Here is a 15,578-nt window from a genome sequence, read left to right on the forward strand (position 1 = left end):
GGGGAGGGCGCGCACGCTAGGGCAGCGCGCTGCGCACGGGCAGGCCGCTCTAAGATGCGCGCATGCCGCACTACCGCGCCGTCGGCGAGATCTCGCGCAAGCGTCACACGCAGTTCCGCACTGCAGAGGGCGCGCTGCTCTACGAGGAACTCGTGGGCGAGCAAGGATTCTCTGCGGACTCGGCGCTGCTCTATCACCGCAGACTCCCGAGCGCGATCGTGGATTCGCAGCCATGGGCGCTGCGCGATCCCGCGCTCGCCGCGAACCACCCGCTGCGGCCGCGGCATTTCCGGCTGCCGGATCTGTTCCCGCCGCCGCTGTGGAGCGCGACCGATGCGGTCACGGGTCGCCGCACGATTCTCGGCAACGGCGACGTGCGCATCGCGTACGTCGTCGCGGCGGCGCCGTCGCCGCTCTATCGCAACGCGTGCGGCGACGAGTGCGTGTTCGTGCAGTCGGGCGAGGCCGAGGTCGAGACGAGCTTCGGGGCGCTCGCGGTCGGTGCGGGCGACTACGTCGTGCTGCCGCGCGGCACGCTGCAGCGCTGGCTGCCGCGCGGCGAAGAGCCGCTGCGCGCGTTCGCGATCGAGGCGGAATCGCACATCGCGCCGCCGCGCCGCTATCGCAGCGAGATGGGCCAGCTGCTCGAGCACGCGCCGTACTGCGAGCGCGATCTCCGCGCGCCCGCGGCGCCGCTGCTCGCCGAAGGGCGCGACGTACAGGTCTACGTGAAGCACCGCGGCGCGCGCGGTGAGCTGTTAGGGAGCATCGTCACGATGGCGGAGCATCCCTTCGACGTCGTCGGCTGGGACGGCTGCCTCTATCCCTACGTCTTCAACGTCCACGACTTCGAGCCGCTCACGGGCCGCGTGCATCAACCGCCCCCCGTGCATCAAGTGTTCGAGGGCCGCGGCTTCGTCGTCTGCAACTTCGTGCCGCGCAAGCTCGACTACCACCCGCTCGCGATTCCCGCGCCGTACTACCACGCGAACGTCGATAGCGACGAGGTGCTGTTCTACGTCGCGGGAAATTACGACGCGCGGCGTGGCTCCGGCATCGCGGCGGGCTCCGTCTCGTTGCACCCGAATGGCCACACGCACGGCCCGCAGCCCGGCGCGTACGAGGGCAGCATCGGCCGCGAGCGCGCCGACGAGCTCGCCGTCATGGTCGACACCTTCGCGCCGCTCGCGCTCGGCGAGGGCGCGCGCGCGTGCGAAGACGCGCTCTACGCGTGGTCGTGGAGCGGGCGAGGGCCGGCGGCGTGAGCGCGGTCGAGGCGTGGGTTTCGATCCCACCGCGTTCCGCGTTCCCGCTCGCGAATCTGCCGTTCGGAGTGTTCTCGACGCCCGACGATTCGAGGCCGCGCATCGGCGTCGCGATCGGGTCTCAGATCCTCGACGCCGGTGCGCTCGCGGCGCGCGAGAACGCGCCCTTCGCGAGCGCGCTCGCCGCGCCCACGCTGAACGCGTTCCTCGCGCTCGGCCGCAGCGCATGGAGCGATGTGCGCGCGTGGCTTACGCAGCGCCTCGGCGGCGAGGCGCTGCGCGCCGTGGTCGAGCCGCTGCTCGTTCCCCAACAGCGCGCGCGCATGCACCTGCCGTTCGAGGTTGCGGACTTCGTGGACTTCTACGCGAGCGAGCACCACGCCGCGAATCTCGGGCGCATCCTTCGCCCTGGGCAGGAGCCACTGCTGCCGAACTGGAAGCACCTGCCGGTCGGCTACCACGGCCGCGCGGGAACCGTGGTCGTGTCGGGCAGCGAGATTGTTAGGCCGTGCGGCCAGCGCAAGGCGCCGGATGCGGCGGCGCCCACGTACGGCCCGAGCGAGCGGCTCGACTTCGAGGCGGAAGTGGGGTTCGTGGTGGGCGTGCCGAGTGCGCAGGGCGAGCCAGTTCCGCTGGCACGCTTTCGCGAGCACGTGTTCGGCGTCTGCCTGGTGAACGACTGGAGCGCGCGCGACATCCAGGCCTTCGAGTACGTGCCGCTCGGGCCGTTCCTCGGCAAGTCGTTCGCGACGTCGATTTCGCCGTGGATCGTGCCGCTCGAAGCGCTCGCAGCCGCGCGCACTTCGCCGCCTCCTCGCACGCAGGCGTTGCTGCCGCATCTCGACGACGCCGAGCTCCCGTTCGCGCTCGACCTCGAGCTCGAGGTGCGCCTGAACGGCCATCTGATCGCGCGCCCGCCGTTCGCGAGCATGTACTGGACGGCGCCGCAGATGCTCGCGCACACGACGTCGAACGGAGCGAGCCTGCGCACCGGCGACCTGTTCGCTTCGGGCACCGTCAGCGGGCCCGACAAGCGCCAGCGCGGTTCGCTGATCGAGCTCAGCTGGGGCGGCACACAACCCGTGCTGCTGCCGAGCGGCGCCTCGCGCACGTTCCTCGAAGACGGCGACGAGCTCACGATCACGGCGAGCGCGCCGGGTCTGCACGGCGAGCGCATCGGCCTTGGCGAAGTGCGCGGGCGCATCGCGCCTGCGAGGTGTTAGGGAAGGGGCGAGCGATGGCGATTCAGGGAGTCTTCTACGTCTACGCCGCGGTGTCGGACCTCGCGCGCGCGAAGAAGTTCTACGGCGAGACGCTCGGCTTTCGCCTGAACACGGACGAGCCTTACGTCGGCGGGTTCTGGTTCGGGAGCGGATATCTCGTCATCGGCGCGATGGCGCCCGCCACCGGATCCGGTGGCACGCACGTCGCGGTGCGCGTCGACGACGTGGACGCCGAGCATTCGCGCCTCGCGCAGCGCGGCGTCGCGGTTGGCCCCGTGCAGGATCAGCCGTGGGGCGAGCGGAACTTCCGCTTCAGCGATCCCGACGGGAACGTGTGGGTGTACGCGCAGCCGATCGAAACCTGACGCTCGGTTCCGCGTCAGCGCGAGGTCGCCGCTCCCTCTCGCAGCCGGCGTGAAATCAGCTCTGCAGCGAGCTCGTGCCCGCGCTCGTTCCAGTGCACGTCGTCGAGAAGGTACGGATGCGAGCCCGCCTCGACCTCGCGTCTCAGCACGGGCGTGGTGTCGAGGAAGTCGATCCCCTGGCTCTCCGCCCAAGCGGCCACGCGCTCGTTGAGCCGCGCGTCCTTCCAGCGTGCCACGAGGCTTCCTTCCGGGATCTCGAGGAGACCCTGATAGACCTCGAACTTGCGCGGGATGTAGACCACGAGGAAGCGCGCACCGATCTCCCGCGCTCTGCCCTGCGCCGCGAGCAGGGTCTCGGTCCCCGTGCGCCATTGGTGCTCGCTCGGAGATTGCGTGGCGTGCCCAAAGATCACGAGCTCGCGCTCCCCGCTCGCGCGCCGGAAGTGGGCGGTGTGAAGCACGCTCGCGGATCGGCGGGCTCCCAGCGCGCGCGAGAGTGCCAGCAGCCCGCTGCGGACGAACGAGCGCTGGCGGAACGGAGGCTTCGGCGGGGCCTCGTCCACGCGCTCGAGCATGCGCTCGAATTCCTCGACGTCCCGGAAGTCGTTGCCCCCGAACAAAAACCACAACACGACGCGCGGCCGCAACGGGAGCCCGAAGCGCTCCAGCACGATCAGCTCTTGGCGGAAGCCGTATGCGCTCTGCCCCAGGTTGGCGACGGTCGCCCCGATCCGCCGCGCGACTTGTTCGCTCACGGTGTGCTCGCGTGCGACGAGCACGCCCTCGACGAACGAGTCGCCAATCGCCACGACATCGGCGCGCGCCAGCGTCGTGTCGTTGCGAAAGCCGTTCGCGTCGTAACGCATCTCCACGTGGTAACCGGGCAGATTCGCGGGACCGAAGTGCGCGAGGTTCCCCGGCACTTCGCCTGAGAACGTCGAGTTCGGCCAGTGCACGTGGATCAGCTCGGGATCCCGGCGGTTCACACGGTCCGTGAGTTGCTGGAGCGTGGTCTGCGGGTCCAGTCGGAACGTGGCGCTCCAGTTGTGCCCGGCGAGCGCCGTCGCCTCTGCGAGGCCGAGGCAAGCGACGACGACGAGCGTCGCGGCCAGGAATCCGAGTGCGCGCTCGCGAACGCGTTCGGTCGCAACGAGGATCGAGCTCGCGCCGAGCGCGCACCACGAAGCGATGCTGCAGGCGAGGAACGCGTCGAGGCTCCAGCGCCCGAGCAGCACGCCTCCCCGCCGCTGCGAGGCGATCCACAGCGCTGCGGTTCCGCCTAACAAGAGCAGCGCGAAGACGCGCCGCAGGCGCGGATCAGCGAGCGACACGGCGACCGATCAGCGCCGCGAGATCCCCGACGCTCGCGAGTGAGGCGACCTCTCCGGTCCGAAACCGCACGCCGAACGCGTCCTCGATCTCGACCATCAGCTCGACGTTCGCCAGCGAGTCCCAGCCCGGGACGTCGGCAGCCACGGTCTCGGCGCCGATCGTGAGCGATGCGTCGCCGAAGAAGCGCACGATCGTCTCGAGCAGCACGTGCAGGATCTCCGCCTCGTTCATCCGGGAACTCCTCGTCGGTCGATCGCGATGAAGTGGCTCGGCGGCCGGAAGGAGGCGAGCTCGAGCTCGTAAGCGATCTCGTGGTCCGACGCGGCCGCGCGCACGAAGCCGAGGTCGTCGAACAACGTGCGCACGAGCTCGTTGCGCCCCGTCGGAACGAACCGGCCGCGCAGCCGCGCGTGCCCGCGTGCGGACGCGAGAGCCGCCAGCTCGGTCACGACCAAGTGCTCGACGCCGCGCTTGAGAACGCGACAACTCATCAGCCAATCGTCGATGCGGAGGGTGTCTCCGAGGCTGGTCGCCGTGACGACGCCGACGAGCCCGTGATCGCCGAAGCGGTCCGCGAGCCGAACCGTCAGCGACATACCCTCCGGTCGCTCGATCCACGCGCGCAACTCGGCCTCCGTGAAGCGCCGCGTCGTGAGATTGAACTGATTCGTCTTGTTCGCGAGCTGGAGCACGCGCGCGAACGAGGTGTCGTCGATCGGGGCAAGCTGCGCGCGCATCTCGAGCGACGCGAGGAACTCCGAGAGGTCCATCGTCTGCGAAAGTGCGCGCGCCGCGGACCGCCGCTCGTACTGGCCGGCGCGCGCGCGATCGTCCGCCGTGACCTCCGCCGCTTCGAACCAGCGGCTCGCGTCCAGCGCCGCCGCGTAGTCCGCGGGATCGGCGGGCATGTCGAGCACGGCGACCTCGGGCAGCGCCCGTCGAACCTGCTCGCGCTCGGCCGGGTTGTCGTCCACGAAAACCAGCGCGCTCGGATGCAGCGATAGGTCTTCGGCGATGGCGCGTAGGGAGTCACTCTTCGGATCCCACGAGGCTCGGAAGGCGGCGAAGTCGCTCAGCTTGAGAACGCACTCCGGGTGACGCTCGAACGGTGCGCGCGCGTTCTCCAATTCGTTCTTGCTGCACACCGCGAGCAGGACGCCGCGCTCGCGCAACGCACGCACGTGTTGCTGAAACGACTTGAAAGCCTCGCCCCGCGGCGTTCCCTCTCCCAGCTCGATGCCCGCGACGCCCGCGTCGCCTACCACGCCTCCCCACAGGGTCTCATCGAGGTCGAGCACGAGGCACTTCCTCGCTCCACCCAGACGGGCGGCAATCACCGCTGCGACACTCCGCACGTACTCCGGCACCCAGGCGTGAGCGATCGGTTGCTTCGCTTCGTACCACAGCCGTGCGTCGCGCCAGCGAGTCGCGCCGTGCAACGCCGCGAGCGCGGCGCTGTCGACGATGTGAACGCCGGGCGGTGCGAGATCCCCGAGCGCGAGGTTCAGTCGCTGCAGGAAATTCCCCGGATCGCCCGGGGTGCGCGCCGCGAGATTTCCGAGCGGCCGCTCGCGCAGGGCGGGGAAGTTGTCGAGCAAGACCTCCGATCCACTGCGAGCGCGAAAGGACTCCGCCGCCCCTAACAACAGGCGCGCCGCGCGCTCGGCCACCGCGCTCGCTTCCGAAGCGCTGGCGAGCGCGTCCGGCCACTCGGGGACATCCTGCGCCGTGAGCACCGCGAGCACGAAGCGCGGCCGCGACCGCGCTACCTAGCTGTCTGCGTCGAGCAGCTGCTGAAGGGCCGACGAGTAGGGCGGCAGCTCGATCGCGGCCGAAATGCCTCGAGCGATCAGCGCGAGATCGAGCTGCTGGGCCAGGAAGTCGCGAGTCGCCCGCCCGATGATCGAGAGCGTGATCTCCTGCACGGGGATCTGCGGCGCTCCGCCTGCGCGAAGACGCGCGAGTTGCCGCGCCAAGCGCCGGAACTCAGTCGCTTCGGTCGCCCCGTTCGCTGCAGTCTGCAGCGCTTTCCAGCTCTCTTCCTGCATCTAGCCTCGCGATCTCGTCGGCGACGTACGCAGAGAGGCGGAGGCTCGCAGAGTGCGTCGGATGCGACCAGTCGAAGAACTCCTCGTCGCCGAGGAACTCGCGAAGGTCGATGAAGGGCAGATCTGCCGCGGCCTCACATAACAAGTTCCGGTACGTGTCCTCGTGGCCTGGGGCGTAGAACCCCGACCGCAGCCAGCCGCCCTCCGGCATCCTCACGACCAGGATCCGCGCGCCCGTGCGCTTCGCGATTTCGCGGATGCGCAGAAAAGCGCGCAACACCCCGTCGCGTCGAGTGCTTGGATCGAGGGTGCGCATCGCCGCGTAGAGACCGCTCCCGCTTCGAGACCACTCGTAGTACTGGGCCTTGTCGTGCGGGGCGCGCATCGCGTACCGCGCATCGACGAGGCCGGATACGAGGAGCTTCTTCTCGAGCTGCTGCCGCGAACCGTGCGCGCCCAGCCAGGCTCGCACGGACGCGACCGTGGCGCGGAAGCGTGCGCTCGAATGCGCCGCAAGGCGGAGCCGCGCGAGCGCAGCCTCGGGTCGCGACTTGCGCACGAGTTGCTGGGGCCGGGACGTCTCGTCCAACGAGAACAGCGAGCTGTAGCGGTCGATCGCGATGGGAAGCGGGCGCTCGCCCGGTGCGTGCCCGAGCGTGAAGCGAGGTGCGAGTGCGAGCACGAGAACGTCGCCGATCGCATCCTCGCCGTAGGCGCGCTCGACGTACTCGAGCTGTGTCACCGCGTCGTCGAGGGTCGAGAAGCTGAGAGAGTCGTTCAGGAACCCGTCGAACTTCGCCCGGGTGCGGAAGGCTTCCGGCCAGAATGCCTCGCGCGACTCCGAGGGACCGAGGACGTGCAGCGTGCGCCGCGCGGAGGTCCGGTAACGCGACGGCTCGAAGAGCAGCATCCACTCCTCTTCGCGCCACAGATGCGCGCCGAGGTCGGCCTCTGCCCAGTCCGCGGCCCGATCGGCCAGCGCGCACACACCCACCCAGCTCGCAGCGCACAGCGCGAGCACGAGCGCGAGCGAACGCGCGCGCTGGCTAGAAGCCATCTCAGTCCTCCCTTCGCCGGGCGCGCGTCTTTGTCCGCCTGGCTTGCTCGCGCGTTCGTCTCCGCTCGCCTGCGGCTCGCTGCGCGCTCCGCTTGCGCTTCGCTCGAAGTATCGACGGATACGCCTTCGCTCGCGCGCCTCGCCAGCCGGCCAAATCCGCGCGCCGGGCTCGGTCCGGAATTCTGCGATGGCTTCTAGAACGCGCGGTAGACGAAGTCAACGTCGCCTCGCGCGAAGACGGTCAGGAGCGCGAGCTGCGCGAGGAGCAAACCGATACGCCATGCGAGGCTCATGTCACCCTCCGATCCGAGTCCACAATGAGGCCAGGTCATCCGGCGTCAGCACGAAGAAGACGTACGCGCTTGCCGTGAGCAGGAGCGTGCAGGCGGTGCCGACGACGCTCCACCAGCGACGCGCGCGCAAGCTCCGCAGGCCCGCCGCACCCAGGCGACTCTCGAGGATCGACTCGAGCGTGCGGTAGGCGACCTGAATCAAGGCGTGCACTCCACCGAACAGCACGAACGAGAGCGTCGTCCCGTGCCAAACGCCGGCGACGAGCATGGTGCCGGCGATCGCCAAGTTGCGCGCGGCGAGCCGATGGCCGCGCAACCTGCGCATGCGGAGTAGGGCGGTGTAGAGGGGGTGAAACACATAGTCCGTGAGCCACTCGGTGAGCGAGCGATGAACGCGCAGCCAGTACTGCGCGATGTTCGGCGAAAGGAACGGGAACCGGAAATTCTCGGGCGGAGCGACGCCCATCAAGCGGCCGATCCCGATCACGATGTCGCAGTATCCGGAGAAGTCCAGGTAGAGGTAGACGTAGAAGATCCACGCGCCGCTCAGCACCTCGAACGGCCCCAGTCCCTCGATGCCTTCGCCCGGGAGCAACGCCCATCTCGCGACGAAGTCCGCGAGCACCCACTTCTTGAGGTAACCGCGCAGCACGCGATTCACGGCATCGACGTGGGCGCCGAGATCGGCGGAAAGCGGATCGCGCTCGCCATTCCACTGCGCTGCGAAGTCTTGGAAGCGCTGGATCGGACCCAACAAGAACGTGGTGAAGTTGAAGCAATACGCGAGATAAGCCGGCAGCGTGAGGCCATCGAGCCGCCCACCCGCCGAGTCCACGACGACGTGGAGGATCTTGAACAGCAAGTAGCTGAGGCCGGCGACCGCGAGCAGCGGGCTCCAAGCTCCCTCCGGAAGCGCGTACAGGACGAGGTCGTAGCCGCGCAGATAGGCGAACAGCGCGACGAGTGCGGCGACGCAAGCGGCGGTGAGCCGCGCCCGCGCGCGTGCGAGCAGCGCGAACGCGTAGCCGAGCAGCGTGAAGCCCAGTACGACGGCGGCGCCGAGCGGCGAGACGAACGTGCTCGCGTAGTACGCGGAGCCGGCCAGGAAGCCAGCGATGCGCCCTGGGCCCCGCACGAAGCGCACCCAGAAGATCAGCGCCACGGCGAGCGCCACGAACTCGAGCGAGAGCAGGTTCATCCGGCCCCGTTTCCGAAGAGACTGTTACGGAAGAACGCGCGCGCTGCCGGAGCGCTCCAGTTGTCGTGGTCTTCGCCGTATGCCGTGACGCCGTCGAACCGCCACTCGGTGAGGCAGTTCACCGTGAACAGGTTCGGATTGAGGTGCAGCCCGAGCTTGTTGAGGCAGCGCCCCTCGGCGTGAAGCGAGCGGCCGAGCTCGTCCGCGCCGTCGATCACGACGCGCAGTGGGAACCCCGTCACCGCGTCGCGCTCCACGACTTCGCGTTTGCCGCTGGCGAGCTTCGACCACACGCCATCCCGTAACAAGTACCCGTGGATCGAGTTGCAGCCCTGGCCGAAGTCCATCGTGATGGTGTGGAAGGCGTCGCGCTCGCTCGCGGTTGCGTAGCTGTAGCCGCCGCGCTTCGCAGGCGTGCCGGTCAGGCCGGGGCCGAACTGCGAGCGCACGCCCCAGGAGCGGTCGCGGAAGCCGAACGCGTCGACGCGAATCGTCTCGCCGCGCAGCACGAGCGTGCCCTGATAACGGCCAGGCTGGTCGAGGTGGCCGTGGCCCAAGTAGTTAGGGCGCGCGACGGCGGTGAACGTCAGATCGAGGTGGACCTCGTCGCCGCCGTCGGGGTCGTCGTAGCCGATCGCGTACTTCGCGAGCGGCTCCTCGCAGCGGATGCGGATGCCGTTCGGCAGCGCGAGATCGGAGAGCTTCGCGTCCTGCGCGAGCGGCAGGTGCCAGAAGTTCTTCGCGTAGACGCAGTTCCAGAGCTGGTCGCCACGCGCATCCCAGAAGTAAGCGCCGCCCGCGGCGACGTTCTGGTTGCGCTGGAAGAACGGATACAGCTGCCCTGATAAGCGCCGTTCCGGCACCGTGAAGGTGAACCAGCAGGTCTCGGTCCAGTACGGGTCCGCCGACGTCGGCGCGTGAAACTCGTCGTCGGCGTGCGGAGCGCTCACTTCTTCTTGGCCTTCGCGACCTTTCTCGCGGGCGCCTTCTTCGCCGCGGCCTTCTTCGCCGCCGGCTTCGCGCTCGCAGCGCGCTTCTGCATCGCCGCCTCCGGGTTCGTGAACTCCGCCGGCATGTTGTGCGTGAAGCACTTTTCCTCGGCGCGCTTCGTGATGCGCCAGCCATCGAGCGTGCGCAGATACTCGTCGTGGTACCAGAGCCCGCAGAAGAACACGCGGTCTTGGTTGCCGCCTCGCAACACCATCGGGTTCCAGCAGATCGTCTTCGCCGTCGCGCGGTTGCCTGATAACTGGACGCGGCTCGTCGCGACCATGTGCTGTAAGCCGCCGAACATCGCGAGGGCTTGGCGGAGGAACGCCTTGGTCTCTTCGAGCCCGCCCGCGCTGCCGCCGAACGCGGTGTAGTCGATGAACGCGTCCCTCGTGAACACCTTGTCGAGCGCGTCGAAATCGCGCGTGTCGATGGCGTGGCTGTAGGCAGCCTGCAGGTCGTCGATCTCGAGGCGGTCCGAAAGCTCTTGCAGCGACTTCACTGGTGAATTCCTCCGTGGCACGCAACGAAAGCGCGGCTGGCGCCGCGGCGCGAGCCCTTCGCTGGGCGCGTTAGCGTGCTCGCACGGAGTGCTCGATGCGGCTCGACGGACGCGTAGCGATCGTGACGGGCGCGGGCCGCGGCATCGGCGCCGCGACCGCACGCGAGCTCGCGCGGCTCGGCGCCGCGGTCGTGGTGAACGACCTCGATGCACCGGAAGCGGAGCGCGTCGCGGGCGAGATCGCGGCCGCGGGCGGTCGCGCGGTCGCGTGCATCGAGTCGGTCACGGATCGCTCGGGTGCCGCGCGCATCCTCGCGGCGGCGGAGGCGCTCGGCGGCGTCGACATCCTCGTCAACAACGCGGGCCTCTCGTCGTTCATGCCGCTCGCGCAGCTCGACGCCGATCACTTCGAGCGCGTGGTCGATTCGCACCTGTTAGGGACGTTCCTGTGCACGCGCGCCGTGCTGCCGCGCATGCTGGCGCAGAAGCGCGGCCGCATCGTGAACCTCGTCTCGCGCGCGGGCCTCGTGGGCTCGCCGAACACCGCGGCTTACGCGGCGGGGAAGGGCGGCGTGTTCGCGTTCACGAACGTGGCGGCGCGCGACCTCGCTGGCACCGGCGTCACGGTGAACGCGCTCAATCCCGCCGCCACCCACACGCGCATGGTCACTGGCGCGCTCGACGCGCTCGGCGCCCGCGGCGGCGCCGACACCGCGCGCGCGGATGCACTGCGCGCTGCGCTGCAGGATCCGCGCGACATCGCGTGCGCGATCGCGGCGCTGTGCGCGGACGAGGCGGCGCACGTCACGGGGCAGGTGTTCTTCGTCGCGAAGGGCGAGCTCGGCCTGTTCGCCCCGCTCGCCGTCACGCAACACGAGCCACGGCGCGCAGGCTGGAGCGCGGACGACGCGCTCGCGGCGCTCGCGAAGTTCTCGCTGCACCCGCTCGAGGAGCCGTATCGATGACGCGTGGGGTGCGTGAGGGCTTGCCTCAGCTCGCTGCGAAGCCGCCGCACACCGCGAGCGTCGCGCCCGTCACGTAGCTCGCCTGCGCGCTCGCGAGGAACAGCACGGCGGGCGCGATTTCCTCGGGCACGCCGCGGCGCCCCATCGGGATCTTCGCCATCTCGGCGGCCTCGATCTCCGGGAACGACTTCATCGGCGTCGTCATGTTCGAGTCTGTCAGGCCCGGCGCCACCGCGTTCACGCGCACGTTCTGCTTCGCCCACTGCACGGCGAGATTGCGTGTGAGCGCGACCACGCCGGCCTTCGCGGAGCCGTAGCCCGGCACGATCGGCACCGCGCGGAACGAGGCCATGCTCGCGAGGTTGATGATCGAGCCGCCGCCGGCGAGCGCGCTCGCGCTGAGCAGCGGCTTGCACGCGAGCGAGAAGCGCCACGCGCTGAACAGGTTCACGCGCACCGAGTCCTCGAACACGTCCACGTCCCACTCGCTCGGCTGGAACGGGAAGTTCGCGCCGGCGTTGTTCACGAGCACGTCGAGCGCGCCGAGCGAGCCGGCCACGCGCGCGATGCCCGCCTTGTCGCGCACGTCGAGCTGTGAGTACGAGAAGCGCGCGAGGTCGTGCGGGTACTCGCGCGCGCTCGCCTTGGTGCCGGTAATCGCGACCTGCGCGCCGGCGTCCGCGAACGCACGCGCGATGCCGAGGCCGATGCCGTTCGAGCCGCCCGTCACGAGCACGCGCGCAGCGCCGAAGTCGAAGCGCGAGGTGTTGCTCGCCACGGCTACTTCTTCCAGCCCGTCGTGGCGCCCTTCACCATCGCGAACGGGCCGACGGGCCAGCGAAAGCAGTCGACCATCAGCGCGTTCACCTGCTCGTGCGTGGCGACGCCTTCCTCCACGACGCGCGCCGCCTCGCGCAGCATCGCGCCGTAGATGCGGTTCGCGACGAAGCCCCACGCGAGTGGCTGGTCCTTCACGACGATGGGGTTCTTGCCGCAGCGCTTCGCCACTTCGACCACCGTCTCCGTAACAACCGGGTCGGTCTGCGCGAAGGTGACGATCTCCGCGAACTTCATCACGTACGCGGGCGACGCCCAGTGCCACACGATCGCCCGCCCCGGGCGCCCGGTGGCGCCCGCGATCGCGGCGAGCGGGAAGCCCGAGGTGTTGCTCGCGAGGATCGCGTGCTCCGGCGCCGCGGCGTCGAGGTCGCGGAAGACGCGCATCTTCAGATCGAGGCGCTCGGGCACGCACTCGATCACGAGATCGCAGCTCGCCGCCGCCGCGAAATCCGTGGTCCACGTGATGCGCGCGCGCGCGGAGTCTGCGTCCGCTGCGCTGAGCTTCCCGATCGCGACGGCGCCGCCGATGCCGAAGCGCCCGCTCGCGGCGTCCTGCTTGCCGCGCTCGAGCGCGTCGGCGGCGATGTCGCTGCACACGACCTGATAACCGGCGACCGCACAGCTCTGGGCGATGCCACCGCCCATCACGCCCGCACCGATCACGCCGATCTTCGAAATGCTCATTGGATGACGAAGCCTCCGTCGGCGACGACGTACGCGCCGGTGATGAAGCTCGCGCGCGGCGAGCACAGGAACGAGATCAGCTCGGCGATCTCGTCGGGCGTGCCGTAGCGCCCGACCGGCGCGACGCGGCCGACGCGCTCGAAGATCTCGGGCGGCATCGCGCCCCGCGTCATCGCGGTGTCGGTGTTGCCGGGGCCGACGGCATTGCAGCGGATGCCCTGCTTCGCGTAGTCGAGCGCGACCACTTTCGTGAGCCCGACGACGCCGTGCTTGCTCGCGACGTACGCCGGAATCCCCGCGTTCGCGATCTGACCCATCATCGAGCTGAGGTTCACGATCGCGCCGCCGCCGCTCGCGAGCATCGCCGGCACGGCGTAGCGAATCGCGTAGAACGTCCCGGACAGGTTGATCGCGAGGCAGCGCTGCCACTCGTCGAGCGGGTACTCGTGCGTCGCGACCATCGGCGGCGAGATGCCCGCGCTGTTCACGAGCGCGTCGAGGCGCCCGAGCTCCGCGACCGCACGCTGCACCATCGCCTCCACCTGCGCGGGCTGCGCCACGTCGCACGCGATCGCGATGGCGCGCGCGCCGCTCGCGCGCAGCTGCTCGGCGACGTCGCCCGCGCGCTTCGCGTCGAAGTCCGCGACCGCGATGCTCGCGCCCTCGCGCGCCATCACGCGCGCCGTCGCGGCGCCGATGCCGCTCGCGCCGCCGGTGATCAGCGCGACTCTCCCTGATAACTCGGCCAAGGCGCTTCCTCCGCTTCCCGCCCGTTCGTCGCGGGGGGCGGGCGGAGCTTGCCTCAACCGAGCGCTGGCTTCTGCCGCAGCGCCGCGAGCACGTGGGGATAGAGGTCGCTCTTGATGCGCTTCATCACCGGGTGCGCCTTCGCGGCGAGCGGCGCGGCGATCGCGAGCGCGCGCGGCAAGAGCTCGCTCTCGGGCAGCGCCTCTTCGACGATGCCCGCGGCCTGCGCGTCGGCGCCGCCGTAACGCCGGCCCGTCGCGAGCACCTCGTGCACGGTCTGGCCGGGGAGGCGCGCGGCGAGCAGCGCGGTCATGCCGGGGTGCAGCGGCGCGCGCATGTCGATCTCGGGCATGCAGAAGAAGCCGCGGTCGGCGCGCATGAGGCGGTAGTCGTGCGCGACGAGCAGCTGGGCGCCCGCGCCGAACGCGTGCCCGTTGCAGGCGCTCACCGTCGTGCACGGCAGCGTCAGCACGCGCGCGAGCACTGCGAGCACCGAGGCGATGTAGTCGGGGAACGAGTCCTTGCGCTCGCGAAACGCCCAGTCGAGATCGAGCCCGTTCGAGTAGAACTTGCCCGTGCCGGTCGTGACGAGCGCCTTTGGTCCCTCAGCGCGTTCCACCTCGTCGAGCGCAGCGTTCCAGGCCGCGACGCTGTCGTCGCGAAAGCGATTCTCCGCGTCGTTCATGCGCAGCACGAAAACGGCGCCGTCGCGCGAGAGGTCGATCATCGAGTCTCCAGAGTGCCGGTCATTTCGCCCCGGCCGGAATGAGCGCTTCGCGTGAGACATTCCGGCCGGGCCGAAATGTCTCATCGATGGGTGCCGGCTACGCGCGCCCGAACGCCCTCGTGATGCGCGCGATCGCCTCGTTCACGTTCGCGCGCGAGTTGAACGCGCTGAGGCGGAAGTAGCCCTCGCCGTGCGGGCCGAAGCCCGAGCCCGGCGTGCCGACGACGTGCGCTTGCCTGAGCAGGCGATCGAAGAGGTCCCACGAGCTCAGCCCATCGGGCGTGCGCATCCACAGGTAGGGCGCGTGCACGCCGCCGAACACGCTGAAGCCCGCGGCGCCGAGCCCTTCGCGCAGCGTGCGCGCGTTCTCGAGGTAGAACGCCACCTGCTCGAGCGTCTGCTTCAACCCCTCGGGCGAGTACACCGCTTCGGCGGCGCGCTGCGTCACGTACGGCACGCCGTTGAACTTGGTCGAGTGCCGCCGCGCCCACAGCCCGTGCAGCGGCACGCGCTCGCCGCTCGCGGTCGTGCCCGTCACTTCCTTCGGCACCACCGTGAACGCGCAGCGCACACCCGTGAAGCCCGCGCGCTTGCTGAAGCTCCGCATCTCGATCGCGACGCTGCGCGCGCCCGGGATCTCGTAGATCGAGCGCGGCAGCGCGTCGTCGGTGACGTAGGCCTCGTAAGCCGCGTCGAAGATGATCACGGCGTCGTTCGCCTGTGCCCAGCGCACCCAGCGCTCCAGCAGCGCGCGGCTCATCACGGCGCCGGTCGGGTTGTTAGGTGAGCACAGGTAGACGAGATCGGCGCGTTCGCTCGGCGGCTCGGGCGCGAAACCGCTCGCTTCGGTGCACGGGATGTAGGTTACGCCCGCGAAGCGGCCCGTGCCGTCCGCGGCGCCCGTGCGCCCGGCCATCACGTTGCTGTCGACGTACACCGGGTACACCGGATCGCTCACGGCGATCCGGCAGTCGACGCCGAAGATCTCCTGGATGTTGCCGCTGTCCTGTTTTGCGCCATCCGACACGAAGATCTCGTCCGCCGCGACCTCGACGCCGCGCGAGGCGAAGTCGTGCTTGCGGATCGCCTCGAGCAAGAACGCCTCGCCATGATCCGGCGGATAGCCGCGGAAGCCCTCGCGCGTGCCCATCTCGGTCACGGCCTTGTGCATCGCCTCGGTCACCGCGGGCACGAGCGGCTCGGTGACGTCGCCGATGCCGAGGCGAATCACCTTCGCGTCGGGGTTGGCCGCCTGGAAGGCTCGCACGCGTCGCCCGATCTCGGGGAAGAGATAACCAGCCTGGAGCTTTCGGTAGTTCTCATTGATGCGCGTCATGCGCGG

General features: G+C 69.7%; 17 protein-coding genes. 4 read left to right on the top strand and 13 right to left on the bottom strand.

All coding sequences use genetic code 11. From position 1 onward, the window contains the following. The first annotated feature begins 62 nt into the window (after window positions 1–62). The 3 genes from FJ091_06710 to FJ091_06720 are packed head-to-tail and all read left to right on the top strand — an operon-like array spanning window position 63 to window position 2,853. On the top strand, window positions 63–1,265 hold the full coding sequence (locus FJ091_06710; GenBank protein ID MBM4383046.1) for a homogentisate 1,2-dioxygenase: 1,203 nt from the start codon (window positions 63–65) through the stop codon (window positions 1,263–1,265). After that, the gene (gene fahA / locus FJ091_06715) at window positions 1,262–2,488 is read left to right on the top strand and encodes a fumarylacetoacetase (GenBank protein MBM4383047.1); all 1,227 of its coding nucleotides are present in this window, start codon (window positions 1,262–1,264) and stop codon (window positions 2,486–2,488) included. The genes FJ091_06710 and fahA overlap by 4 nt, the downstream gene beginning before the upstream one ends. A gap of 14 nt (window positions 2,489–2,502) precedes the next feature. Then, on the top strand, window positions 2,503–2,853 hold the full coding sequence (locus FJ091_06720; protein MBM4383048.1) for a VOC family protein: 351 nt from the start codon (window positions 2,503–2,505) through the stop codon (window positions 2,851–2,853). A 14-nt stretch (window positions 2,854–2,867) separates the two neighbouring features. Here FJ091_06720 and FJ091_06725 read toward each other — a convergent pair whose 3' ends face one another. The 8 genes from FJ091_06725 to FJ091_06760 form a co-directional block, all read right to left on the bottom strand. After that, window positions 2,868–4,184 carry an SGNH/GDSL hydrolase family protein gene (locus tag FJ091_06725; protein ID MBM4383049.1) on the bottom strand — a complete coding sequence of 439 codons (1,317 nt, stop codon included), beginning with the start codon at window positions 4,182–4,184 and terminating at the stop codon, window positions 2,868–2,870. After that, a complete protein-coding gene (locus tag FJ091_06730; GenBank protein ID MBM4383050.1) occupies window positions 4,171–4,416 on the bottom strand; it encodes an acyl carrier protein in 246 nt (81 codons plus the stop codon). The genes FJ091_06725 and FJ091_06730 overlap by 14 nt, the downstream gene beginning before the upstream one ends. Next, entirely contained in the window at window positions 4,413–5,930 is a 1,518-nt protein-coding gene (locus tag FJ091_06735; GenBank protein MBM4383051.1) for an HAD-IIIC family phosphatase, read from the bottom strand. Before FJ091_06735 ends, FJ091_06730 begins: the two co-directional genes overlap by 4 nt. Before the next feature lie 24 nt (window positions 5,931–5,954). Then, a complete protein-coding gene (locus tag FJ091_06740; protein ID MBM4383052.1) occupies window positions 5,955–6,110 on the bottom strand; it encodes a hypothetical protein in 156 nt (51 codons plus the stop codon). 61 nt (window positions 6,111–6,171) lie between these two features. Continuing rightward, window positions 6,172–7,290: a hypothetical protein gene (locus FJ091_06745; protein MBM4383053.1), complete on the bottom strand. Its 1,119-nt coding sequence runs from the start codon at window positions 7,288–7,290 to the stop codon at window positions 6,172–6,174. A gap of 294 nt (window positions 7,291–7,584) precedes the next feature. Further along, window positions 7,585–8,781, bottom strand: coding sequence for an MBOAT family protein (locus FJ091_06750; GenBank protein MBM4383054.1), 1,197 nt, complete (start codon window positions 8,779–8,781; stop codon window positions 7,585–7,587). Further along, window positions 8,778–9,731, bottom strand: coding sequence for a hypothetical protein (locus FJ091_06755; protein ID MBM4383055.1), 954 nt, complete (start codon window positions 9,729–9,731; stop codon window positions 8,778–8,780). The genes FJ091_06750 and FJ091_06755 overlap by 4 nt, the downstream gene beginning before the upstream one ends. Next, on the bottom strand, window positions 9,728–10,273 hold the full coding sequence (locus FJ091_06760; protein ID MBM4383056.1) for a nuclear transport factor 2 family protein: 546 nt from the start codon (window positions 10,271–10,273) through the stop codon (window positions 9,728–9,730). Before FJ091_06760 ends, FJ091_06755 begins: the two co-directional genes overlap by 4 nt. A gap of 95 nt (window positions 10,274–10,368) precedes the next feature. Here FJ091_06760 and FJ091_06765 point away from each other — a divergent pair, with 95 nt between their 5' ends. Next, window positions 10,369–11,238 (top strand): SDR family oxidoreductase, encoded by an 870-nt coding sequence (locus FJ091_06765; GenBank protein MBM4383057.1) that lies wholly within the window; start codon window positions 10,369–10,371, stop codon window positions 11,236–11,238. A gap of 25 nt (window positions 11,239–11,263) precedes the next feature. On the opposite strand, the gene FJ091_06770 is transcribed toward FJ091_06765, so the two are convergent. From FJ091_06770 to FJ091_06790, 5 genes are all read right to left on the bottom strand, one after another. Next, window positions 11,264–12,016, bottom strand: a complete 753-nt coding sequence (locus FJ091_06770; GenBank protein MBM4383058.1) for an SDR family oxidoreductase — start codon at window positions 12,014–12,016, stop codon at window positions 11,264–11,266. Window positions 12,017–12,018: 2 nt separating this feature from the next. Then, window positions 12,019–12,762, bottom strand: a complete 744-nt coding sequence (locus tag FJ091_06775) for a 3-hydroxyacyl-CoA dehydrogenase family protein (GenBank protein MBM4383059.1) — start codon at window positions 12,760–12,762, stop codon at window positions 12,019–12,021. Further along, on the bottom strand, window positions 12,759–13,568 hold the full coding sequence (locus tag FJ091_06780) for an SDR family oxidoreductase (GenBank protein MBM4383060.1): 810 nt from the start codon (window positions 13,566–13,568) through the stop codon (window positions 12,759–12,761). The genes FJ091_06775 and FJ091_06780 overlap by 4 nt, the downstream gene beginning before the upstream one ends. Continuing rightward, window positions 13,565–14,236, bottom strand: a complete 672-nt coding sequence (locus FJ091_06785; GenBank protein ID MBM4383061.1) for an enoyl-CoA hydratase/isomerase family protein — start codon at window positions 14,234–14,236, stop codon at window positions 13,565–13,567. The genes FJ091_06780 and FJ091_06785 overlap by 4 nt, the downstream gene beginning before the upstream one ends. A gap of 97 nt (window positions 14,237–14,333) precedes the next feature. Next, on the bottom strand, window positions 14,334–15,572 hold the full coding sequence (locus FJ091_06790) for an LL-diaminopimelate aminotransferase (protein ID MBM4383062.1): 1,239 nt from the start codon (window positions 15,570–15,572) through the stop codon (window positions 14,334–14,336). Window positions 15,573–15,578 lie beyond the last annotated feature (6 nt).

This window comes from Deltaproteobacteria bacterium (assembly GCA_016875395.1).
In the GTDB taxonomy this organism is placed as follows: domain Bacteria; phylum Myxococcota_A; class UBA9160; order UBA9160; family UBA6930; genus VGRF01.

Excerpts from the sequence above, each read along its gene's own strand:
- FJ091_06710 (MBM4383046.1), top strand. The coding sequence starts at position 63 with ATGCCGCACTACCGCGCCGTCGGCGAGATCTCGCGCAAGCGTCACACG.
- FJ091_06720 (MBM4383048.1), top strand. The coding sequence starts at position 2,503 with ATGGCGATTCAGGGAGTCTTCTACGTCTACGCCGCGGTGTCGGACCTC.
- FJ091_06730 (MBM4383050.1), bottom strand. The coding sequence starts at position 4,416 with ATGAACGAGGCGGAGATCCTGCACGTGCTGCTCGAGACGATCGTGCGC.
- FJ091_06745 (MBM4383053.1), bottom strand. The coding sequence starts at position 7,290 with ATGGCTTCTAGCCAGCGCGCGCGTTCGCTCGCGCTCGTGCTCGCGCTG.
- FJ091_06750 (MBM4383054.1), bottom strand. The coding sequence starts at position 8,781 with ATGAACCTGCTCTCGCTCGAGTTCGTGGCGCTCGCCGTGGCGCTGATC.
- FJ091_06765 (MBM4383057.1), top strand. The coding sequence starts at position 10,369 with ATGCGGCTCGACGGACGCGTAGCGATCGTGACGGGCGCGGGCCGCGGC.
- FJ091_06775 (MBM4383059.1), bottom strand. The coding sequence starts at position 12,762 with ATGAGCATTTCGAAGATCGGCGTGATCGGTGCGGGCGTGATGGGCGGT.
- FJ091_06785 (MBM4383061.1), bottom strand. The coding sequence starts at position 14,236 with ATGATCGACCTCTCGCGCGACGGCGCCGTTTTCGTGCTGCGCATGAAC.
- FJ091_06790 (MBM4383062.1), bottom strand. The coding sequence starts at position 15,572 with ATGACGCGCATCAATGAGAACTACCGAAAGCTCCAGGCTGGTTATCTC.